The 22,616-nt window shown below is 40.5% G+C and carries 19 protein-coding genes and 2 riboswitches; of the genes, 8 read left to right on the top strand and 11 right to left on the bottom strand.

Annotated features, from left to right (window positions below):
• Nucleotides 1-64: 64 nt before the first annotated feature.
• Nucleotides 65-613: an RNA 2',3'-cyclic phosphodiesterase gene (thpR, locus tag H605_RS0102465; RefSeq protein ID WP_029052734.1), complete on the top strand. Its 549-nt coding sequence runs from the start codon at nucleotides 65-67 to the stop codon at nucleotides 611-613.
• Between the two features lie 34 nt (nucleotides 614-647).
• Here thpR and H605_RS0102460 read toward each other — a convergent pair whose 3' ends face one another.
• The gene (locus tag H605_RS0102460) at nucleotides 648-2,336 is read right to left on the bottom strand and encodes a methyl-accepting chemotaxis protein (protein ID WP_276324876.1); all 1,689 of its coding nucleotides are present in this window, start codon (nucleotides 2,334-2,336) and stop codon (nucleotides 648-650) included.
• A gap of 474 nt (nucleotides 2,337-2,810) precedes the next feature.
• Here H605_RS0102460 and H605_RS0102455 point away from each other — a divergent pair, with 474 nt between their 5' ends.
• Both H605_RS0102455 and H605_RS0102450 read left to right on the top strand, forming a co-directional pair.
• Nucleotides 2,811-3,968, top strand: a complete 1,158-nt coding sequence (locus H605_RS0102455) for an acyl-CoA dehydrogenase family protein (protein ID WP_029052732.1) — start codon at nucleotides 2,811-2,813, stop codon at nucleotides 3,966-3,968.
• Entirely contained in the window at nucleotides 3,965-4,522 is a 558-nt protein-coding gene (locus H605_RS0102450; protein WP_029052731.1) for an SLOG family protein, read from the top strand. The genes H605_RS0102455 and H605_RS0102450 overlap by 4 nt, the downstream gene beginning before the upstream one ends.
• Nucleotides 4,523-4,564: 42 nt before the next feature.
• On the opposite strand, the gene H605_RS0102445 is transcribed toward H605_RS0102450, so the two are convergent.
• Complete coding sequence (locus H605_RS0102445; RefSeq protein ID WP_029052730.1) at nucleotides 4,565-5,104, bottom strand: hydrolase; 540 nt, start codon at nucleotides 5,102-5,104, stop codon at nucleotides 4,565-4,567.
• A gap of 138 nt (nucleotides 5,105-5,242) precedes the next feature.
• Entirely contained in the window at nucleotides 5,243-7,432 is a 2,190-nt protein-coding gene (locus H605_RS0102440; RefSeq protein ID WP_029052729.1) for a malate synthase G, read from the bottom strand.
• Between the two features lie 389 nt (nucleotides 7,433-7,821).
• A riboswitch (cobalamin riboswitch) is annotated at nucleotides 7,822-7,954 on the top strand.
• 146 nt (nucleotides 7,955-8,100) lie between these two features.
• On the opposite strand from H605_RS0102440, the gene metE reads away from it, so the two are divergent.
• Nucleotides 8,101-10,395, top strand: a complete 2,295-nt coding sequence (metE, locus tag H605_RS0102435; RefSeq protein WP_029052728.1) for a 5-methyltetrahydropteroyltriglutamate--homocysteine S-methyltransferase — start codon at nucleotides 8,101-8,103, stop codon at nucleotides 10,393-10,395.
• A 234-nt stretch (nucleotides 10,396-10,629) separates the two neighbouring features.
• Here metE and ribH read toward each other — a convergent pair whose 3' ends face one another.
• The 8 genes from ribH to cyoE form a co-directional block, all read right to left on the bottom strand.
• On the bottom strand, nucleotides 10,630-11,097 hold the full coding sequence (gene ribH / locus H605_RS0102430) for a 6,7-dimethyl-8-ribityllumazine synthase (RefSeq protein WP_029052727.1): 468 nt from the start codon (nucleotides 11,095-11,097) through the stop codon (nucleotides 10,630-10,632).
• Nucleotides 11,098-11,110: 13 nt separating this feature from the next.
• Nucleotides 11,111-12,304, bottom strand: a complete 1,194-nt coding sequence (locus H605_RS0102425; RefSeq protein WP_029052726.1) for a bifunctional 3,4-dihydroxy-2-butanone-4-phosphate synthase/GTP cyclohydrolase II — start codon at nucleotides 12,302-12,304, stop codon at nucleotides 11,111-11,113.
• Nucleotides 12,305-12,318: 14 nt separating this feature from the next.
• Nucleotides 12,319-12,963 carry a riboflavin synthase gene (gene ribE, locus H605_RS0102420; RefSeq protein ID WP_029052725.1) on the bottom strand — a complete coding sequence of 215 codons (645 nt, stop codon included), beginning with the start codon at nucleotides 12,961-12,963 and terminating at the stop codon, nucleotides 12,319-12,321.
• 3 nt (nucleotides 12,964-12,966) lie between these two features.
• Nucleotides 12,967-14,055, bottom strand: coding sequence for a bifunctional diaminohydroxyphosphoribosylaminopyrimidine deaminase/5-amino-6-(5-phosphoribosylamino)uracil reductase RibD (gene ribD, locus H605_RS0102415; protein ID WP_029052724.1), 1,089 nt, complete (start codon nucleotides 14,053-14,055; stop codon nucleotides 12,967-12,969).
• A gap of 143 nt (nucleotides 14,056-14,198) precedes the next feature.
• Nucleotides 14,199-14,348, bottom strand: a riboswitch (FMN riboswitch).
• 57 nt (nucleotides 14,349-14,405) lie between these two features.
• Nucleotides 14,406-15,518, bottom strand: a complete 1,113-nt coding sequence (gene menC / locus H605_RS0102410) for an o-succinylbenzoate synthase (protein ID WP_029052723.1) — start codon at nucleotides 15,516-15,518, stop codon at nucleotides 14,406-14,408.
• A complete protein-coding gene (locus H605_RS0102405) occupies nucleotides 15,508-16,350 on the bottom strand; it encodes a GNAT family N-acetyltransferase (protein WP_029052722.1) in 843 nt (280 codons plus the stop codon). Before H605_RS0102405 ends, menC begins: the two co-directional genes overlap by 11 nt.
• Nucleotides 16,351-16,361: 11 nt before the next feature.
• On the bottom strand, nucleotides 16,362-17,489 hold the full coding sequence (locus tag H605_RS0102400) for a M20 peptidase aminoacylase family protein (RefSeq protein ID WP_029052721.1): 1,128 nt from the start codon (nucleotides 17,487-17,489) through the stop codon (nucleotides 16,362-16,364).
• 137 nt (nucleotides 17,490-17,626) lie between these two features.
• Nucleotides 17,627-18,538 carry a heme o synthase gene (gene cyoE, locus H605_RS0102395; RefSeq protein ID WP_029052720.1) on the bottom strand — a complete coding sequence of 304 codons (912 nt, stop codon included), beginning with the start codon at nucleotides 18,536-18,538 and terminating at the stop codon, nucleotides 17,627-17,629.
• A gap of 551 nt (nucleotides 18,539-19,089) precedes the next feature.
• Between cyoE and H605_RS0102390 the strand changes: the two genes are divergently transcribed.
• The 4 genes from H605_RS0102390 to H605_RS19690 form a co-directional block, all read left to right on the top strand.
• A complete protein-coding gene (locus tag H605_RS0102390) occupies nucleotides 19,090-20,070 on the top strand; it encodes an ABC transporter substrate-binding protein (RefSeq protein WP_232321245.1) in 981 nt (326 codons plus the stop codon).
• Between the two features lie 111 nt (nucleotides 20,071-20,181).
• Nucleotides 20,182-21,042 carry an ABC transporter permease gene (locus H605_RS0102385; protein WP_029052718.1) on the top strand — a complete coding sequence of 287 codons (861 nt, stop codon included), beginning with the start codon at nucleotides 20,182-20,184 and terminating at the stop codon, nucleotides 21,040-21,042.
• Nucleotides 21,039-22,280 (top strand): quaternary amine ABC transporter ATP-binding protein, encoded by a 1,242-nt coding sequence (locus tag H605_RS0102380; RefSeq protein ID WP_029052717.1) that lies wholly within the window; start codon nucleotides 21,039-21,041, stop codon nucleotides 22,278-22,280. Before H605_RS0102385 ends, H605_RS0102380 begins: the two co-directional genes overlap by 4 nt.
• 57 nt (nucleotides 22,281-22,337) lie before the next feature.
• The coding region (locus H605_RS19690) for a helix-turn-helix domain-containing protein (protein ID WP_155979466.1) at nucleotides 22,338-22,616 on the top strand (279 nt) is incomplete at its 3' end.

Below are 22,616 nucleotides of genomic sequence, written 5' to 3'. Positions count from 1 at the left end.
TTTGTACAGTCATGCATATATTTCAAAGTGTAAGGGAACCTACTGAATAGGAGGTGAGCTGGAATTGGGACAACATTACTTTATCGGCATCTCTATTGCTCATCCTGTTGATGACATAGCCCAACAATTTCGTACAGAATACCAATTAAACGAGAAATACAAAGTAATTCCGCACGCTAAAGATTTACATTTGACTATGCGCTATATCGGAGAGCTTGACGAGGCTAAGCTCCCATGGCTGAAATCCAATCTACAGAAAATCGCTACATCGCATACAGAGTTCACAGTGTACTTACAAGGTTTATCATTTTTCGGATCTGCAAGTGGACCACGTGTCGTTTTTCTAGCGGTTCAGAATTCTGACACTTTATGCGAACTACAAAGGCAAATCGCTAGACGTACAGAGAAGATCCTAGAGTTGGAAAAAGACACTCGTTTCGTTCCGCATATCACGATAGCAAAAAAACGCAAGACCACTGAAAAAATGCGATTAGAAAAAAAGTCTATAGAACCTGTTCCTATTACAATAGCAGGTTTCACATTGTTTAAAATTCATCCTAAGAAAAGCCCCTCTTATGAAGCCCTCGCGTATTTTCAATTAAAAAAGAGTTGATTGCACACTACGCAATCAACTCCTTACTGTTTTATTACACTTTAAAACGGGCCATATCATTTTGAAGTTGCTCTGCAAGTTGAGCCAATGTTTGTGAACTGGATGTGATTTCCTCATTAGCTGCTAACTGTTCTTCTGTTGCCGCACTAGTAGATTGAGCTTCGTTTGCTGCTTGAATAGCTAATTCTTCTACTCGTTTAGCTCCATCCGTCACTTCATCTGTCATCGCGCGAATCTGTTCGATTGCTGCTGATACTGTGGATACTTTTTCACTGACATCTGACGTTGCGTGCTCAATATCCATAAAGATGGCATTTGTTTTCTCTGTTGATAATAAGCCTTCTGACACACATTTTCTACCTTCATCCGTGCTCGTTACCACTGTTTCTACATCGTGAATAATCGTATCAATCATTCGACCAATTTCTTGTGTAGACCGCTTGGATTGTTCCGCTAAATTTCGTACTTCTTCAGCTACAACAGCAAAGCCTTTCCCATGCTCTCCTGCACGGGCTGCTTCAATTGCAGCATTAAGAGCAAGTAAATTAGTTTGCTCAGCAATTGCCGCAATCATGGATGTAACGCCACGGATACTTTCAGTGTGTTTGGACATTTTATTGATAGTTTCCACGGATTCACCAATCGTCTCACTGATATTGGTCATCTGATTAGTCGTTTCTTTCATTAAGGCAGAACCTTCCCTCACCAATCGCGCCACATCTTCTGACGAATTCAACATTCCCTCATTATCCTGTGTGATAACATCAATGGCCGTAATCATCTCTTCCATTGAGACAGTTGATTGATTGACAATATTCGCCTGCATCTCACTCGTCTGTAAATTCTTTTCCGTAATTTCCGCTACCATTTCAGAAGCAGCTAAACTCTCTTCCGCACTTGCAGATAATTCTTCTGATTGTGCTGCCAAATGCAAAGCAGAATTTTTCGCCCGATCGATAATACCTCGTAAATCAGTAACCATTTTATTCAGCGTAATAGACATATCGCCAATTTCGTCACTATTTTTGATATTCACTTCTTCAATGGTAAAGTTTCCTCCCGATACTGCAGCTAGTGCATTCGTCATTTGACCAACCGGACGGCTAATCAATCGACTAATGATCGTCGTGATCACTACACTACCAATGACTCCCAGTGCGATTAAGATTACCATTAACAAAGTAGCACTGTTCGTATAACTCGCCACTTCCTTTTCCAACTCTTCTTGCTGTTGTCTTTGGTAATCAGTCATTTGATTAATATTATCAGTTATAGTTTGTTGATAACCTGCTCCATTCGTTCCAATTACAAGCGCTTGATCATCATTCCCTGCACGTTTCTCTTCTATAATAGATAGTAGTACCTTGTCGTATTCTACACTCGCTTCCCGAATAGATCCCAACGCAGTCTGCATAGTATCGTTGTTTATAATTTGCTCCAATTCATTTAAGCGTCCTTCTATACGCGATTGGGTTTCTTCTAATTCGTTTATGTACGATTCTGAACCATATAACATAAAACCTCTAATATTTTTCGCTAAATTATGTTGGTCGCTTTGCTGTTCCTCTAGCAAAATAACTTTATGCATCCGATCGTTAATTAAAAATGAATACTTTTCGTTAACACTCTTCAGCGCTAGGAACCTTATTAAACCAATTACAATGATAATGATGACAAGACTCATAAACCCAACCCATAACTTTTTCCCCACCGTGAACTTCATATTCGTATAGGGATATTTGGGGTTTATGATAAAATAAAGCATTTTACATATTAATTTGTCGTTTTATATTCTTTTTCTTTCATAATTATTAAGAGCTACTTTAATGCTGAACAAGTACATTTAATAGAGCTTTATACTTTCTCTATAAAAATTAAAATAACAGTCCCAAGAACTCAACCTCATACATTTAATTCCTAATTTAACTAGTTTACACATAGAAATTTCAACTCAAGCCAAACATCATCTTGTAACCGCGAATTGCTTTATAAACCACTTGATTATTCAGTAAATTCTTACATAGTATGATATGAATTTTTTCTTTCGTCAGAATGGTATTTATTTTGTTTTTCTAGTATACTAGAATTTCATGACTCTTGAGAGATGTACTCAAGGTGATTTTGTATTTCTACATAAATTTACAATATATTAGTACAAATTGCAGTAAGAGACTGAAGCAGTTAGGACGTGTTACTCGTGTCAACAGAACTTTTTATTACAACGGACTTTCAACGCCGATGGGTCAATGAATTGACTGAGGCAGGTCCGTTTTTCAGCGGCTTTTCAGAACGATCTGATGAGCTTTCAAAATTCCCACAAGAGAATATAGAAAAACTCATAAAAATGGGTTATACGACATTAACCTTACCTAAAGAGTTTGGAGGTGGGGGGATCACAGTGACGGACATGGTGCTCTTTCAGGAGACCATCGCTCGTTTTGACAGTGCTACCGCTCTTGCTATCGGCTGGCATCAGGGAGTCATTGGCGAACTGTATGAGAATCGTAAATGGACGGAAGAACAATTAGCACAGTTTAGTGAAGCGGTTCAACAAGGCGCACTTGTTAATCGTTCCGTTACTGAAGCTCAAACTGGCAGCCCTACGCGTGGCGGTCGACCACAAACGACTGCTGTTCGCACTGAGAGTGGCTGGATGATTTCAGGTGAAAAGACGTTTACGACTATGGCGCCTGCCCTTACCCATATACTTGTATCTGTTTGGATTGAAGAAAAGCAGAAAACAGGCTTTTTCTTGTTGCCAAGTGACGCAAACGGTCTCTCCATTAGAGATACTTGGCATATGATTTCAATGCGCGGTACCGAAAGTCAAACGCTTGTACTGGATCAAGTGATAGCAACGGATGATCAGTTAGTAGAAGTGAATGAAGCACCTCGCGGCAACAACCAAAACGGCTGGCTTCTTCATATTCCCGCATGTTACATGGGAATTGCCCAAGCCGCACGTGATTATGCAGTACACTTTGCAGCAACTTATCAGCCAAACAGCCTCAATGAACCCATTGCTTCCCTTTTCAGTATCCAAACACAAATTGGGAAGATGGATTTAGAACTGATTAAGGCACGCCATTTACTTTATGATATCGCGAGAATTTACGATGATCCTGCTCGTCGAGTTCATTTACAAAATGAACTGGGGGTAGCGAAGTCGATTGTAACGAATAGTGCGATCGAAATTGTTAACTTAGCGATGCGTATTGTAGGTGCGAAAAGCTTGGAAATGTCCAATCCTCTTCAGCGATATTATCGCGATGTACGAGCTGGTCTTCACAATCCGCCGATGGATGACATGACGATTACAAAGCTCGCACAAGCAGCAATTAGTGGACAACAATGATTAAACGTCTACTCGTGAGCGGTTATAAAGCCCATGAATTAGGTATTTTCAATGAAGATCATCAAGGTATTCCTATCATTAAAAAAGCGTTAACAGATCAATTGCTAGCTCTTCTAGACCAAGGACTCGAATGGGTTATCGTCAGTGGACAACTTGGAGTGGAAACGTGGATTATTGAATGTGTGTGGGATTTGCAAGAAGACTACCCCAACTTACAATACGCGGTCATCACACCATTTCTTGATCAACAATCTAAATGGAATGAAATAAAACAAGAAACATATGAACAAATCCTATCACTCGCAGATTATTCAGTGAGTCTGACAAACAAGCCGTATGAAGCACCTTGGCAATTTGTAGAGAAGAATAAGTTTCTACTTCGAAATTCAGATGCTTTGTTACTGGTATATGATGAAGAAAATGAAGGTTCACCGAAGTTCCTTAAGAAAATGGCAGTACAACTAGCTGAGACTACTAACTATGAGGTATTATCGATTACTGCCGATGATTTACAACTCATTGCGGAAGATTTGCAGCGGGAACAATGGGAATAACAAAAAGCGAAATGCCATCAAAATAGGCATTTCGCTTTTTTTCTATTTGATTACTTTCAAAACTTGCTTAAATTCATCTGTCCCTGCCTCACCAAGCAACTCATACAAAGCTGTTTCTACACACGTACCTGAGACTCCAAGATGTTTCATCTTTTGTAAGCCGATCATTTTATTAGCTTCTGTTCTTGAAGTGACTGCATCCACTACCACTTCTACTTCATAGCCTTGTTTCACAAGATCAGCCGCTGTCATATACACGCAAATATGCGTTTCAATTCCTGCAATTAATACTTGCTTCCTACCCAACTCGTTCAACTGTTTAACAAATTCTTCATTGCCCATTGCACTAAATGTCATTTTGGCAATCGGTTGTTGTTTTTCAAGCAAGTTCGATAACGATTCGGTAGTCGGTCCTAGACCATCAGGATATTGTTCGAGCCATAGTATAGGAATATCCAATACTTGTAATCCTCTGATCAGTTTTTCCAAGTTATCATGTAATTCCTTACTTTCATTAACGATTTGCGCGAGCTTTCCTTGTACATCGACTAATACGAAAACTGTTTGATTTGTTTGCAACATGCTTTATTCATCCCCTTTTCATCATTCTCGCTAGTATAGCATGTTGACAGACTTATTTGAAAAATATCCATCTCTGATTAATTTAGTAAAAAACCGTCTCTCTTCCGTTAGCGAAAGAGAGACGGTTTGGAATGGTTATTAGTTTTGTACTGTCGCTTTTTGTTTGGCTTTTGCTTTCGCTTCAATACGACGAGCATGCAAGATCGGCTCCGTATATCCACTTGGCTGTTCTGCCCCTTTAAATATCAGGTCAGACGCTGCTTGGAACGCGATGGAATCATCATAGTTCGGTGCCATCGACTGATACAACTCATCATCCGCGTTCTGCTGATCCACTACTTTTGCCATACGCTCCAAAGTTTCTTTTACTTGCTCTTTCGTACAAACCCCATGACGTAACCAGTTTGCAATGTGCTGACTCGAAATACGTAATGTTGCACGGTCTTCCATTAATCCGACATCATTGATATCAGGAACTGTTGAACACCCTACTCCTTGGTCAATCCAGCGAACAACATAGCCCAGGATACCTTGTGCGTTGTTATCTAGTTCAGATTGTACTTCTTCGGCAGACCAATCCGCTTTAGGTGCCAATGGGATGTCAAGGATACCATCGCGGTAATCGATCGAACTGTCAATTCCGGCTTGTACATCTTTAACATTTACTTCATGGTAGTGCAATGCATGCAAAATTGCAGCTGTTGGTGATGGAACCCACGCAGTGCTAGCTCCAGCTTTTGGATGAGCAATTTTCTGTTCAAGCATTGCAGCCATTAAGTCAGGCATTGCCCACATTCCTTTTCCAATTTGTGCGTGGCCAGGTAGACCCGCTCCAATTCCTACTGCTACGTTTGCAGATTCATAAGAAGATAGCCATTCAGACGTCTTCATATCCGCTTTGCGAATAACTGGACCTGCTTCCATAGACGTATGAATTTCGTCACCTGTACGGTCAAGGAATCCAGTGTTGATAAATGCAATACGCTCTTTCACTTCATTGATTGCCGATTTCAGATTCAGTGACATTCTACGCTCTTCGTCCATAACTCCGATTTTAATTGTGTTGCGCTCAACACCTAGTAGATCTTCAATACGATCAAATAGTTTATTCGCAAATGCCGCTTCAGCTGGACTATGCATTTTCGGCTTTACAATGTAAATGGAATTGTGAAGGGAGTTTTTAAACTCTGTGTTTTCTTTAAAGTTATGTGTAGCAATCAGTGATGTAAGAACACCATCCAAAATCCCTTCAGGTACCTCATTGCCATTTTCGTCTAGGATAGCATTATTAGTCATTAAGTGACCTACGTTACGTACGAACATCAATGAACGACCACGCAGAGTCAACTCCTTGCCATCTCCGCCTGTATACGTACGATCTGGATTCAATTTTCTTGTAACTGTGTTACTACCGCGCTTGAATGTTGATTCCAAGTCGCCCTTCATTAGACCAAGCCAATTACGGTATACACCAACTTTATCTTCAGCATCTACTGCAGCAATAGAGTCTTCACAGTCCATCAATGTAGAGAGTGCCGCTTCAAGTACAAGATCTTTCACACCTGCTTTATCACTTTTACCAATTGGATTATTCTTATCGATAGCGATTTCGATATGCAATCCATTATTCACTAACAATACAGCAGTCGGTGCGTCTTCAGAGCCATTATATCCAACGAACTTGGACTCATCTTGCAATGGAGTTGTGTTACCACTTTCAAGCGTTACTTGAAGTTTACCTTCTGCAATTTTATAAGCTGTTACTTCTGCATGAGATCCTTCAGCTAAAGGCGCTGCTTGATCTAACAAGTTTTTCGCAAAATCGATTACTTTTTGTCCACGAATCGGATTGTATTGAACGCCAGCTTCAGCACCCGCTTCATTACTAATTACATCCGATCCATAAAGCGCGTCGTATAGACTTCCCCACCTTGCATTCGCTGCATTTAATGCATAACGAGCATTATCGATGGGAACTACCAATTGTGAACCTGCTTGGTTTGCGACTTCATTGTCAACGTTTGCTGTTGTTACTTTGAAATCTTCAGGAACTGGCTCTAAGTAGCCAATTTCTTGTAAAAACTCTTTATATTTAGCGAAATCAATTTCGCCTTTATTATTTTGGTGCCATTCGCTAATGGTCTTTTGCAATTCATCACGTTTTTCTAATAGCGCTTTGTTTTCAGGAGCAAGTTCATGAATGAGCGAATCAAAGTTTGTCCAAAATTGATCACGTTGGACTTCTAAGTCCGGAAGAACTTCTTCGTTTACGAAGTTATATAGTTCTGTTGCGACTTGCAATTTACCTACTTTTTCATAGTTTGTCATGGATAAAGCCACCCCTTAATGTTTTTTGCGCTATTCTGTTGTATAACATATAGCGATGAACACCTATCATCGTCCATTATTCGGCAACACCCCATAGCCTGTCGATCAAAAATCGACACATAACAAACGAATGACTTCTTCACTTGAAGACGTGTTAGTACATATCATACCTAAAGTCTAGTTGACTTTCAACTGAATTGTGTAAATTTTCACATCATGGTTAATTACGTCTGAGTCTAGCTATTGACATCAGTTATATAACAGTAGAGGAAATATACTGTTTCATTATTTCACTACGCCATTTGTTCTTTAGGTACCCGCCACTAAATTCAGATAGCAAGTTGACACACTATTTTGCATGTGATAGTTTTAGAGACAATCATCTGAATTGAATAGTTTGAAAAGTAGGTGGAATGAAAATATTTTCATTTCTTAAAAGGGAATCCTTTTCTTGGAGCGGTCCCGCCACTGTGAAGACGCCCATGCGTCCAGCCAGACACCTGCCTATTTTTCATGACGCTTAATCCTACGATGAATAGGGAAGTGTTAGACAGACGCAGTCTATAAACGCATGCTATTTTTAGCATGTTATTTTATATGTACTCGCATTTCTAACATCTCCCCTAGAGATGTTTTTTTATTATAAAAAATCAAGGGGGAATTTATCCATGGTAAAAAGTAGTATAGCGGGCTATCCGGTCATAGGTGAAAATCGTGAGTGGAAACGCGCACTTGAGGCATTTTGGTCAAAGAAGATTTCAGAGGATGATCTTCTTCAAACAACGAAAGAGATTCGCTTGGCGAACTTAAAAAAACAGCAAGATGCCGGAATTGATTTCATTGCTGTAGGTGACTTCACATTGTATGATCGTGTACTCGATACGTCTGTAATGTTTGGAATCATCCCTTCACGCTATAACTGGAAAGGCGGACAAGTTTCCACTTCCACATACTTTTCGATGGCTCGCGGTAATGATGAGGCAGTCGCTTCCGAAATGACAAAATGGTTCAATACGAACTATCACTATATCGTGCCCGAATACGAAGGTCAGCGTTTTGAACTAACTGAAAATAAACCGCTAGCTGCTTATCGTGAAGCAAAGAAAGAACTAGGTATTGAAGGTAAACCCGTTCTACTTGGCCCCTATACATTATTGAAATTATCTAAAGGGTTTGAGGATAATGATGTACCATCTATCATCCTGCAATTGATCCCACTTTATCAAAGAGTACTCCAGGAATTACAGGATGAAGGAGTACAATGGGTTCAAATCGATGAGCCGATTTTATGTACATCAATCAGCTCAGATGAAATGAAAACTGTAACAGAAATTTATTCACAACTGACAAATAATCTAAGCGGACTGAATATTCTTCTACAGACATACTTTGATTCAGTTGAACATTATACAGAAACGATTGCGTTACCTGTTGCAGCGATCGGACTCGATTTCGTCCACGGACGCGAGAAAAACTTAGATAATCTGAAACAACATGGCTTCCCAAAAGACAAAGTACTTGCGGCAGGGATTGTAGATGGACGCAACGTATGGCGTTCTAATTTACAGAAAAAGCTTACATTGACTGAAACAATCCAACAGCAAGTTTCACCTGATAAATTGTGGATTCAACCTTCATGTAGCTTGCTCCACTCACCTGTCACGACTCGCTCGGAACAGAAACTAGATCAAACCATCTTGAACGCATTAGCATTCGCTGATGAGAAGATAGAAGAAATCAAAGCTATTCAAACAGCTTTACAATATGGAAAAGAAAAATTCACTAAAGTATTTGAAGACAGTGAAGCAGCACTGACTGCATTTAATGCCCTTCCTGCTCGCAATAATAAAGAAGTACGCCAAGCGACTTCCGGAAGTCTACTTTCTGACAGTAAGCGAAATCTTCCATTTGCAGAACGTAAAGTGAAGCAACAGGAAAAATTCCAATTGCCACTACTTCCTACTACAACAATCGGTAGTTTCCCACAAACGCCAGAAGTACGGGCTACACGGAATAAATGGAGAAAAGGTGAAATTACGAATCAGCAATACAAAGATTTTGTTAATGCTGAAATTAAAGAATGGATCGATATTCAAGAGGACTTGGGACTTGATGTCTTGGTACATGGCGAATTCGAACGTACGGACATGGTGGAATATTTCGGTGAAAAGCTGGACGGTTTTGTCTTTACTGAGAAAGCATGGGTACAATCCTACGGTTCACGTTGTGTTAAGCCTCCAATCATCTTCGGAGACGTTGCGTTCACTAAACCCATGACTGTGGAAGAATCCGTTTATGCAAAATCCCTTACAGATCATGAAGTAAAAGGAATGCTTACGGGTCCTGTCACTATTTTAAACTGGTCATTCGTTCGTGACGACTTGTCGAGAGAAGAAGTGACAAACCAAATTGCACTCGCTTTGCGTAAGGAAATTGAAGCGCTTGAAGCAGCCGGCATTCATATGATCCAAGTTGACGAGCCAGCACTTCGAGAAGGTCTTCCATTAAAGAAAGCTGAGTGGAAACATTATCTGGACTGGGCTGTTAATGCTTTCCGCGTATCCACAGCATCAGTCGAAGATACGACGCAAATTCATACACATATGTGCTATTGTGATTTCAATGACTTTATCGAAGCGATCAGCGCACTGGATGCAGACGTCATCTCTATTGAAACTTCACGTAGTCACGGCGACTTGGTCGAGGCTTTCAATGAGTATCATTACGACAAAGGAATCGGTCTAGGTGTCTATGACATCCATAGCCCACGCGTCCCTGCAGTCGAAGAGATGACAGAGATTATCAACAAAGGTCTTGAAGTGCTAGAGCCTAACCAGTTCTGGATCAACCCGGATTGTGGTTTGAAGACAAGAAAGCGTGAAGAAACAGTTGCAGCATTGAAGAATATGGTAATTGCCACTGTTCAGGCACGAGAAAAGTTAGGCGTAGTAGCGGTAAAATAACGAATTTAGTACTGTCTAAGAAACCAATATGGTTTCTTAGACAGTTTTTTTGTTCATAGAGTTTGTAATAGAGCAGCTTGCATGGGTGTTGGGGATGTTACATTCATTCGCTAACCCTTTCAATCTTGCACTTGAATTTGAATTTGAATTTGAATTTGAATTACACATTATAAAAGAGGACATCCCATGAAGTATAGTAACTTCCGGGACATCCTCTTTTTACTCTATTATTAATCAATCAAACTGCTTCGTTAGGTTCGCCATCTCAATAGCAGACACCGCTGCGTCCCAGCCTTTGTTCCCCGCCTTAGTGCCTGCACGCTCGATTGATTGCTCAATTGTATCCGTTGTGAGCACTCCAAAAATTACAGGGATACCTGATTGCATACCAGCTTGCGAAACACCTTTTGCCACTTCATTACAAACAAAGTCAAAATGAGGAGTCGCACCACGGATGACCGTGCCTAGTGTAATGACTGCGTCATATTTTTTAGAATCTGCCATTTTCTTTGCGATTAACGAGATTTCAAACGCACCTGGCACCCACGCTATGTCTACATCCGCTTCATCTACACCATGACGTTTAAACGCGTCTTGTGCACCAGAAAGTAACTTCCCTGTGATGAACTCGTTAAACCGCCCTACGACGATACCTACTTTTAAACCAGTACCTACTAAATGTCCTTCGAATAAATTACCCATTTTTCATCTCTCCTCATAAAGTTAATAAATGACCTAGTTTTTCCGCTTTTGTGTGTAAATACTTTTCGTTTGCTTCATTAAATGGTAGCTGGATCGAGACGCGTTCCACCACTTCTAATTCATATCCTTTTAAACCAGCGATTTTCTTCGGATTATTCGTCAGCAAACGCATTTGCGTAATACCGAGTTCACGAAGAATTTGTGCGCCGATACCGTAATCACGTAAATCAGCCGCAAATCCAAGTTTTTCATTCGCTTCTACCGTATCATAGCCTTGTTCTTGCAGTGCATAGGCTTTCAGTTTATTCATCAATCCTATGCCTCTGCCCTCTTGACGCATATACAACAATACACCGCGCCCTTCTTCTTCAATTTGAGAGAGAGCCGCTTGCAGTTGTGGACCACAGTCACAACGGCATGATCCAAAGACATCGCCTGTTAAGCATTCTGAATGAACTCTCACTAAGACCGGCTCTTCTGTCGTAACGTCGCCCTTTACCAACGCAACATGTTCTTTGCCTGTCATAGTCTCGGTATAGCCGACCATGCAGAATTCTCCATAGTCCGTTGGCAGCTTGATCTCTGCTTCACGTATAACTAAATGCTCTCGCTGTAGACGGTAATGAATGAGGTCTTGAATGGTGATTAGTTTCAAATCTAATTCTTCAGCCATCTGACGTAACTCCGGCACACGCGCCATCGTTCCGTCTTCACTCATAATTTCACAAATTACACCTGCAGAAGCACTGCCTGCCAGTCGCGCCAAATCTATCGCAGCTTCAGTATGTCCCGTACGTTCCAGTACACCGCCTGATTTCGCTACGAGTGGAAATATATGTCCAGGACGTTTGAATTCACCTGCTGTTGCATTCGGTCCCATCATTTTAACGATTGTATCTGCACGTTCAAATGCACTGATCCCGGTATGGGTGGAGTTGTGATCGATACTGATTGTAAACGCCGTACCATGTGAATCCGTATTATTATCGGTCATCATCTGCAAGCCTAGTTGGGCTGCTTTCTGTTCTGTTATCGGTACACAAATCAAGCCTCGACCTTTCGTTGCCATGAAGTTGATGATTTCAGGCGTAATCTGGTCGGCCAATGCTACAAAATCCCCTTCATTCTCTCGATCTTCATCATCCACTACGATTACAACTTTACCTTGTCGTAAATCTTCTAACGCTTCTTCAATTGTATGAAACATCCTCATTCACTCCTTCACATAAATCCGTGCTGTTGTAAAAAATCTTTCGACATTGTTTGATCCGTATCTTGTCTTTTTTGCAACATATTCTCAACATATTTTGCGAGCATATCGCATTCAAAGTTGACTACATCCCCTACCGGCTTTTTCGAAATGACTGTCATTTCCTGCGAATGTGGAATCAACGAAATCGTAATATCCGTATCTTTCACTTCGAAGATCGTCAATGAAGTACCATCCAATGCGATAGAGCCTTTATGTAACAAATAGGGATCATATCCTTGCGGTAATGACAAGCGTATATATAATGCATTATCAACTGTTCGCTTATCACGGATCGTGGCTATTCCGTCTACATGTCCCGTGACAAAATGTCCACCTAACCTGCCATTTGCCGCGAGTGCCCGCTCTAAATTCACAGGACTTCCCATCGCTAATTGTCGTAGCGAAGTAGAGGATACGGTTTCAGGCATGACGTCCGCTGCAAATCGATCTTTCGAGAAACTCTTTACCGTCAAACAGACACCGTTGACCGCGATGCTGTCTCCAACCTTAACATCTGTCAATACAAGAGATGCTGCTATCGTTAGTGTCATAGACTGAGCACCAGGTTGTATTTGCTGAACTGAACCAATCTCTTCAATTATTCCTGTAAACACTGTTTAATCACTCTCTTTCGGTACAGCTATGATTTTAATGTCTGGACCGATCATTTCCACACTTTCAAATGTTAGCGGAAGTGCCTCATTCATCATTAGAGGATCCAGCCCGCTAATTGGCGTCAAAGACCCAATTCCACCAAGTAATTTTGGCGCCACATAGCAAATGACTTTCTGTACAGCTCGCGCTTTTACAAATGAAGCATTAATAGCGGCGCCACCTTCTACAAGCAATGTCATGACACCACGTCTTCCTAGCTCTAGTAGAATATCTTCTACAATTAGCTGAGGTTTCTGCATTCGGATGATCTGGACATGCGGCTTCTTCAGTAACTTTTCACGTGATAATTCCGCATATTTTCCGCAAAAAATCCACGTCGGTGCTTCTGTGTTTTGAATGATCTGGCTAGATTCCGGTGTTCGTAAAGATGTATCTAAAATAACTCGAATAGGATGTTGTCCACCTAGGGGCAGTCTGGTGGTGAGAAGAGGATTATCATGAAGAAGCGTTTGCACACCTACTAAAATTGCATCTTGCGTATGGCGAAGCTGATGGACATCGAGTCGCGCTTGCTCACTCGTCACCCATTTGCTATCTCCTTTTGAAGTCGCAATTTTACCGTCTATCGTCATAGCTGTTTTCATTGTCACATGAGGTGTTTTATTTTTAATAAAATGAAAAAATGGTGCATATAGGTTTTTAGCAAGTTCAACGGAAACCGATTCGGTTACTTCTACTCCTGCCTCACGAAGTTTTGCAATGCCTTTACCTGCTACAAGCGGATTCGGATCCGCTGTTGCGACGAAGACACGTTTGATACCCGCTTGAATAACGGCATCTGCACAAGGTGAAGTTTTACCGGTGTGTGAACACGGTTCAAGTGTTACATACAAATCAGCATCCGTTGCTTTGGCTCCAGCCATATCTAGCGCCACTCGTTCGGCATGGCGCTCTCCCGCTTGTAAATGTGCGCCCATTCCAATGATCCGGCCCGCTTTTACGACAACCGCACCTACAGGTGGATTAGGAGAGGTTTGACCTGCCACATTTTCCGCGAGTTGCAAAGCCATTTCCATATAATTTTGATTCATTGAGCAACACTCCAACTTACGGTATTCCTCTAGTGACAATTCTACATACAAAAGCCCCGCAAAAGAGTATGCGGGGCTTGTAACCATGACTAAATAAACGTTATAAACAGTAATGAAAAATCATTACATGTAGTATATACGCACTGTTCCTTCTCTCATCCAGACTTTAACTGTCGGCTTTGGAGTTTCACCAAATCCACCTTCTGCTTTATATAAAGCATCCGGGTCACGGACTAAGAGCTTGTAAGCTCATCACCGTCGGTAGGGAATTACGCCCTGCCCCGAAGGAAACTTATTCGATTAATTAAGAGTCTAGCACATGTGATGACTAAATAACAACAACTGAATAATTATTCAGATAAAAATACCCATTTGTCTACTGTAAATCGTTCCACTGCTTCCATGTTTGGAATGTATCCGATTCCATCTCCTGTCGGAACCGTAATATAACCTTCATTAGCCACTACTTCTGGTGTAATAATATCTTGTTCCCAGTAACGTGAAGACCCCGCTGTGTCACCAGGGAGCGTGAAATTAGGTAATGTTGTCAATGCTATGTTTTGCGCTCGGCCAATACCCGATTCCAGCATGCCGCCACACCATACATCGATCCCTTTTGTAGCACAATAATCATGAATTTTCTTCGCTTCTGACAAGCCACCCACTCTACCAGTTTTCACGTTAATAATTTTACAACTACCCAGTTCGATAGCTTTACGCGTATCTTCCAACGAATGAATACTTTCATCTAGACAAATTGGTGTCTTAATTTGTTTTTGTAGTGTTGCGTGATCGATAATATCGTCGGAAGCAAGTGGCTGCTCAATCATCATTAAATTAAACTGGTCCAGTTCTTTCAACAACTCTACATCGTCTAGTGTATAAGCAGAGTTCGCATCTGCCATTAACGGTACATCAGGATAGGCTTCTCGAATGGCACGAATCACTTCCACGTCATATCCAGGTTTGATTTTCACTTTAATGCGCTTATATCCCTCTTCTATAAATCCATTAATATTGGCCAATAAATCTTCAACATGTTCCTCAATTCCAATGCTGATACCTACTTCAATACGTTGCCGTTTCCCTCCGAGTGCTGCGGCAAGCGTCATATGGTGATGTTTCGCATATACATCCCATATCGCCCCTTCAATTGTCGCTTTAGCCATATTATTTTTGCGGATATGCCCAAATAAATCACTTACTTCATCGGGATGTGAAATAGTCTTGCCAAGCACTGCAGGAATCAGGAAATCACGCAGCATGTGAATCGTCGTTTCGGTCGTTTCTTCACTATACCAAGGTGCCGTAAACGCAACCGACTCTCCCCATCCCTCATGCCCGTCCGCGTCTGTGACAGTTGCCAAAAGGAAATCTTTCTGCTGTATCGTTCCGAAACTTGTTGTAAATGGATGTTTCATCGTCATATTCATTCTACGAATTGTAATCGAGTTAATTTTCATTGGATAAGCTCCTTTCATTTTGCAACGGAATGATGGATCGTTTACAGAAACGATAGTACTGGACAGGTTCTTCTGTTCTGCATACATCGACCAAAGCGAACCCTTCATTACACAGTTGTTGAAATATATTTCTCGTTTCCATTCGCCATTCATAGGCCAATTGCGGATTTTCTTTCTTCAACAATTGAATTTGTTTGGGTACTGGCACTTCTATCGCTTCTGCCTCCAGCCAATCATTCGTTTCGAGCAAAAGTACGACAGGGTGTGAATCTTCACTCAAGTGAATTTGAAAAGGACGACTATATGTGAGATCAGGTTGCCATTTCTCCAACACACGCGGACTATCAATCCACCAGGCCACTTGAAAACGATCAGTCGGTAAGCCTTTGTTTAACCCATCGTCCATACTCCCATAGCAATTAACTATATAGTCATAACACACACCGTATAACTTCGCAGTATTTAAGTAGGCGTTGCGACTTTCGAGTGGATCGAATGTCCAGACGATTAATCGATATCCCATTTCCCGCGCCAGACGAAGTTGTTCTTCTTTTAAAAGCTTACCAATGCCCATCATTTGAAATTCTTCATCTACCGCAAGCATGTGAGAGCATAGATATACTTCCCCTTTTGAATATCCTGCAAAGCTATAGGAATAGCCAATCAAACGATTTTCTAGAAATGCTCCGACAATTAAGCCACCATTTTTGACTGCAGTGATGGTTTGATGGACAGGAATAGGTTCCATTCCCCAAATCCGCTTCTCAAGTTTTTGTACGGAATAAATGTCTTCGATAGCTGTCACTTTTCTAACTTTTATATCCTTCCTCATACTGTCACCTTCTATTTTTTAGATTGGAATGTTAATTCGATGGCAGTTGTCAAAATTTCGACTCCTGTTGCCAATGCATCTTGATTAAACGTCATATATGGATGGTGAAGTCCTGGTGTTAAGCCACATCCCAATCCAAGCATTGTACTTTTGACACTCGGTCGGCGGACAGAATAAAAGTGAAAATCTTCTCCTCCGGGTGTGACGACAGTACGTGTAGCCTTCTCTTCGCCAATTACTTTAACAATCGCCTGATACATAAGATCTTCCGCTTCGGCATCTACTTCCGCTGCGACCATTTCCGCCATTATTTTATAGTTAATTTCTACATCGTATTGTCTTTCAACCGCTTGAATTACACGTTCCACTTGTTCATATAATTCGTCCATGACACCATTTTCTTGGGCACGTAAATCCAAACTGAATTTCGCGTTTCCTGGAATAATATTTGCGGATTCGCCTCCCGCTTGGAACATCGTCATCTTTGCTGTATGGGAAACCATCGGATTACAATGTATGGACTGCAAGCCTCCCACTAACGAAGCACCAATCTCGATAGCATTCTTTCCTTGATGTGGCCTTGCGCCATGTGCTTCCGTCCCCTTTATCGTTCCACTAATCATCTTCGCCGCCCCGTGACGCAGTGAAGCAGCGGAGTAACCGTCCGCCATTTCATCTGCAGCCCGTACATGAACGCCAAATAAGTAATCGATATCATCGATCAATCCCTGCTCAAGAACAGCTAAAGCACCTTCGCCCTTCTCTTCTGCTGGCTGGAAGAATACTTTCAATGTTCCTTTTTGAGGAATACCACGCTCTTTTGCCATAAGCAAGGCGCCAATTCCCATGGTCATATGTCCATCATGTCCGCATGAGTGATTCGCTTGATAAACACCATCTACTTCTTGCCACAATGCATCTATATCCACGCGTAATCCGACTACTGGCTTACCTTCACCAATCGTCACGGATAAACCTGTTATTCCATCAAATACATTCACATGAAATCCTTCACTCTCAAGAAATTCTTTCAAGTAAGTTGTTGTTTCCGTTTCCTTCCAACTGACTTCCGGATGACTGTGTAAATGCGCAAACACTTCATCTAGTTTCGGCTTCAGTAACTGTACTTGCTCATTCATTAAGACGCCTCCTAATATCTGTCGTTCATTGTTATCTATCGCATGATTTAATCCTGACTTTTCAAACTTCTCAATAATTCTAACATAAAAAAGACTTCTCTTTCACATCGTGTGAAAGGAAGTCTTTTTTGTATTCACTAAAAAGTCCAAAGAATCATCATACCAAATAATAGCGTCATGTAATTGACTGAATATAAGAACATGAAGTTAGCCCACTTATAATCATCTTTTGCATAAAACCCGTAGATACTAGCCGCAATATATCCAAGGTTCATCAATGTCGCGATGATAATGAAAGTAGTACCGAACATCGTTAATAAAAACGGTAACGGCAATAAACATAATACATAAACCAACATTTGGCGCTTAGTGAAATTAAAACCATAAACAACAGGCAACATCGCTACGTTAGCCGCGCTATAATCTTTGTACTTTTTCATAGCAATTGCAAATGTATGAGGCATTTGCCAAATGAATAGTATAGCAACCAAAACAATAGGTACGATATGATCCGCCGACATAATAGCTGCCCATCCTATGAGGGGAGTTACTGCTCCCGACACACTACCAATGACTGTATTTAATGTATATTTACGTTTAGACCACATGGTATAGGGTATTACATACGTAAACCATCCGATAAATGCATAAATCGCCGCTTCTAAAGTAGTGAATAATAATAATAACATGCCAATCCCCGATAATATCAAACCGGTTTTTAATACGGTTTTCAAAGCAAAACTTCCTGTCACAGTCGGACGTTTTTTCGTTCTCTCCATCACCGTATCAATATCAGAATCAAACCAGTTATTCATTACAAGTGCACCTGCAACTAAAAAGGTGCTACCTATCATGGTTAGCAGAAACACACCCCAGTTACCTGTAAGTGTCATACCTGAAAAATATAGTGCCAACCAAAACCCCGTAAAAACCGGAAAGACATTCGCGATTAGTACAGGTCCTTTAACTAATGATTTAATATCCGAGAAGAAGGTAGACGCCGAGCGGCTTTGAGTCGTACTCGAAACAACATGGGCTTCTTTCGTCATATGGGTCCGTTCTCCTTTTACGTTACATTTAAATATTTTTCCATTCGTACATATAACTATATCATTTTCTTAAAAGTAAAATCAAAAAATCAAGACGATTCCTTTTAAACTGTTACAAATATTTGTCCAAAGTGCATAAATAAACATATTGCACGATAAAATTTCCTTTTATATACACAGTCAGCGTACTATATATTATCATTTCCCCTATGATTCGACAAAGCACGAACCTTTACCCCCTATAGGTTAGCACCTTAGTATACCCACCATAATCAATCGAATGTCATTGATTTTTTTATTATAAAAAGAAGCTGAATATCTCTTTAAAAGCGCTTGAAACCGATAGTTTTCTTAATAATTAAATTGATATTAATTTAATTATCCTGTAAACTCATGTAATAGTATCGCGAGAATAATGATGGTTTTTCCTTGATCTCTTGAACTATCTGCATATTATAACTTATGTCTGATTTTAAGAGATCCGAGCAAAAAACAGCATTTCGTGATGAAAAAATTATAAAAAGAAAGGGTTTGATTTTTTGAGAAAGTTTATGTTATTTTTATCTGTCTTTACATTACTACTATTAACTGCGTGTGGTAACAATGACAGCAAAGATTCCATTAGTACAATTAAACTAGCAGATGCAGGATGGGATAGTATTCGATTCCACAACGGCATTGCACAAATCATTTTAGAAGAAGGCTACGGCTATGATACGGAAATAGTAAACGGTACTTCTTCTGCAACATTGCAAGCGTTACAGCAAGGTGATCTACACGTTTATACAGAAGTTTGGTCTGATAACTTGGGTGACGCGTATACAAAAGCAATCGACAGTGGAGACATTGAATCCGTTTCAACAAACTTCGACGATAACTCACAAGGCCTGTATGTCCCTACATACGTTATTAAAGGCGATCCAGAGCGTAATATTGAGGCAGTAGCTCCGGATTTGAAAACAGTAAAAGACTTAGAAATGTATCCCGAACTATTCCAAGATCCTGAAAACAAGGATAAGGGACGGATCATCGGTGCACCATCTAGCTGGATAGTTAGTAAACACTTAGATGAAAAGTTAACTACTTATGGATTAAATGAAAAGTTTACGTATTTAGCTCCAGGTTCTGACTCATCTATCGTAGCGGACTTAGCTAGCGCATATAAAAAAGGTGAGCCTTGGGTTGGGTATTACTGGTCACCTACTTGGGTCACTGCAACATATGACTTAACACTTTTAGAAGACGAGCCATTTGATCAAGAGGCTTGGGATAAAGATAAGTCTGGTGAATTCCCTCCTAATGATGTCTACGTCAGTGTCCATAAAGACTTGAAAACACAAGCTCCTGAAGTAGTAGAGTTCTTCAGCCATTACGAAACTAGCAGTGCTTTAACAGAAGATGCATTAAAATATATGGGTGAAAATGAAGCTAGCCCAGAAGATACTGCAAAGTGGTTCATGAAAGAAAATGAAGAACTTTGGACTTCATGGGTGCCTGAAGATGTTGCTAAAAAAGTAAAAGCAGCACTGTAATACATTATAGATTTTCCGGGTGGACGCTTTCCGCTCCACCCTTTTTAATTTGCACGAATACTAAAAGTAGAGAAAGAGAGGGACAAGCTAGTACGTCCTAGCTTACTGCCTATGAATGAATTCCCTAACGTCAGAATACCTATAGGAGATTATGTAGAAAAGTTTATTGATTTTCTTGCAATGAACTTTGGCTGGCTATTTGATTTCATCTTCACTATTGCCTCCACTACAATCCGAACGATTGAAACAACTTTACTCGCTACACCTTGGTGGGCCATCATGATTGTGGTTTTCCTACTTGGTTGGTATTTTAATTCCGTTTTAAACGGTATTATGTTTGCCGCCTTTATCTTTTTGATTGGATCCTTCAATTTATGGGAAGATACGATGACAACAGTTGCTATTATCGTCATTTCAGTTGTACTATCCCTTGCGATCGGTATTCCAGTCGGCATCTTAATGGCATTTAGTAAAACATTTTCCGTCATCATGCGTCCTCTATTGGATGCCATGCAGACGATGCCTACATTCGTCTACTTGATACCCGTAATATTCTTTTTCCCTCTGGGGAACGTTCCCGCAATCATTGCGACCATCATTTATGCGTTACCTCCAGTGATCCGTTTAACAGAACTTGGTATTCGAAACGTTGATTCTGAAGTGATTGAGTCTGCAGAATCATTTGGCTCTTCTCGAAACCAAATGTTAATGAAAGTACAATTACCACAAGCATTGCCTACTATGATGGCAGGAATCAACCAAACGACGATGATGGCCTTATCCATGGCTGTTGTTGGTTCAATGGTTGGTGCTCACGGTTTGGGTGAACGTGTACTATTCTCTATTAACCAAATCAATATTTCACTAGGATTCGAAGCAGGTATCAGTATCGTGTTCTTAGCGATTATTATTGACCGTTTAACAAATGGAGTAGCAAACCGCCTACAAAATACAGGGAGGAGATCAGCATGACCGTTAAACTTAAAGTAGAAAATGTCACCAAGATCTTTGGTCCTCGCCCGAAGAAAGTCATTCCTATGATCGAAAAAGGAACTACTAAGCGGGAAATCCTTGAAAAGACTGGACATACAGTAGGTGTCTATAATGCCAACATGGAAATCATGGAAGGTGAAACTTTTGTAATTATGGGGCTATCTGGAAGTGGTAAATCAACACTGATCCGTTGCTTCAACTTGTTGAACAAGCCTACGTCAGGTGCAATTTATGTAGATGGTGAGAATATTGTCAAGTACAATAAAGAACAATTGAAATTTTACCGTCAGAAGAAAATCGCAATGGTCTTCCAGCATTTTGGTTTATTCAGCCATAGGACCGTTATAGAAAACATTGAATACGGTCTAGAAATTCGCGGACTATCGAAGAGTGAGCGTCGCAATATCGCACAAAAACATATTGAGACGGTCGGTCTGAAAGGGTATGAAAATCAATATCCTGATGAATTGTCAGGCGGTATGCGGCAGCGTGTCGGTATTGCACGTGCTTTGACAAATGATCCCGATATTCTATTAATGGACGAGCCATTCAGTGCGCTCGATCCGCTTATTCGCAGAGAGATGCAAATGGAACTTTTGGATATTCAAACACGTCTTCAAAAAACGATCATCTTCATCACACATGATGTCAACGAAGCATTCCGTATTGGTGACCGCGTGGCGGTTATGAAAGATGGTCACGTAGAGCAAATCGGTACCCCGGAAGAGTTATTAGAAACACCTGCAAACGATTATATTATGGACTTCACTCGTGAAATCGACCGTTCGAAAGTGTTACAAGCTATGAATATCATGTCAAAACCGTTAAGTGTTATGAACGGTAAAGATGGTTTGCATGTCGCAATCAAAAATATGAAGGAAAACGGTATTTCTAGTGTCTTCATTACGAATCGTGAACGACAGTTGCTTGGCTTAGTAACAATCGACTGTGCGATTGAAGGCGTGAAAAACAAAAAAACATTAGATGAAGTGATGACAACTGATGTATTGACCGCTACTCCTGAGGAATATGTACAAGACATAATTCCCCGTGTACTAGATTCGAAATACCCACTTGTTGTTATAGATGAAACGAACCGAATTGAAGGTATTATTTTACGGGTTCATGTACTTTCAAGCATAATTAGCAACTCCGCTGATGATGAAGAAGAGGAGACACTAATTAATCCAGTCGAAACAGTTAAAGTAGCTGAATAACAAAAAAGGGAAGAATGGGCATCGTGCCCATGGGCTAACCTAAATTTTTGAGACAATATAAAACACCTTCGAAGTGGTACACTTGTAAAAAGTACTTACAACGGAGGTGTTTTTGCGTGGGCAAAAAATGTATATTCAAGCGAAGTAAAATGGGCAGTTGTCAAAGATAAATTGAGTGGGGAATTAACAACTAAAGAAATTATGGAGAAGCACGGAGTCAAAAATAAATCCCAGATTGAAACCTGGATGAGATGGTATCGTGCAAATGAAATATATCGTTTTGATCAACCGATAGGTAAACAATATACCTTCGGTCATGGGCCAGAACTTTCGAGT

The sequence above is a fragment of the Sporosarcina ureae DSM 2281 genome (assembly GCF_000425545.1).
In the GTDB taxonomy this organism is placed as follows: domain Bacteria; phylum Bacillota; class Bacilli; order Bacillales_A; family Planococcaceae; genus Sporosarcina; species Sporosarcina ureae.
The sequence above is the reverse complement of the archived record's forward strand: the minus strand, read 5'-3'. Positions and strand labels throughout refer to the sequence as shown.

Excerpts from the sequence above, each read along its gene's own strand:
- ribD (WP_029052724.1), bottom strand. The coding sequence starts at position 14,055 with ATGAATCAAAATTATATGGAAATGGCTTTGCAACTCGCGGAAAATGTG.
- H605_RS0102445 (WP_029052730.1), bottom strand. The coding sequence starts at position 5,104 with ATGTTGCAAACAAATCAAACAGTTTTCGTATTAGTCGATGTACAAGGA.
- ribH (WP_029052727.1), bottom strand. The coding sequence starts at position 11,097 with ATGGGTAATTTATTCGAAGGACATTTAGTAGGTACTGGTTTAAAAGTA.
- metE (WP_029052728.1), top strand. The coding sequence starts at position 8,101 with ATGGTAAAAAGTAGTATAGCGGGCTATCCGGTCATAGGTGAAAATCGT.
- H605_RS0102390 (WP_232321245.1), top strand. The coding sequence starts at position 19,090 with ATGTTATTTTTATCTGTCTTTACATTACTACTATTAACTGCGTGTGGT.
- menC (WP_029052723.1), bottom strand. The coding sequence starts at position 15,518 with ATGAAAATTAACTCGATTACAATTCGTAGAATGAATATGACGATGAAA.
- H605_RS0102405 (WP_029052722.1), bottom strand. The coding sequence starts at position 16,350 with ATGAGGAAGGATATAAAAGTTAGAAAAGTGACAGCTATCGAAGACATT.
- H605_RS0102450 (WP_029052731.1), top strand. The coding sequence starts at position 3,965 with ATGATTAAACGTCTACTCGTGAGCGGTTATAAAGCCCATGAATTAGGT.
- cyoE (WP_029052720.1), bottom strand. The coding sequence starts at position 18,538 with ATGACGAAAGAAGCCCATGTTGTTTCGAGTACGACTCAAAGCCGCTCG.
- H605_RS0102425 (WP_029052726.1), bottom strand. The coding sequence starts at position 12,304 with ATGTTTCATACAATTGAAGAAGCGTTAGAAGATTTACGACAAGGTAAA.
- H605_RS0102385 (WP_029052718.1), top strand. The coding sequence starts at position 20,182 with ATGAATGAATTCCCTAACGTCAGAATACCTATAGGAGATTATGTAGAA.
- H605_RS0102440 (WP_029052729.1), bottom strand. The coding sequence starts at position 7,432 with ATGACAAACTATGAAAAAGTAGGTAAATTGCAAGTCGCAACAGAACTA.
- H605_RS0102400 (WP_029052721.1), bottom strand. The coding sequence starts at position 17,489 with ATGAATGAGCAAGTACAGTTACTGAAGCCGAAACTAGATGAAGTGTTT.
- H605_RS0102460 (WP_276324876.1), bottom strand. The coding sequence starts at position 2,336 with ATGAAGTTCACGGTGGGGAAAAAGTTATGGGTTGGGTTTATGAGTCTT.
- H605_RS0102380 (WP_029052717.1), top strand. The coding sequence starts at position 21,039 with ATGACCGTTAAACTTAAAGTAGAAAATGTCACCAAGATCTTTGGTCCT.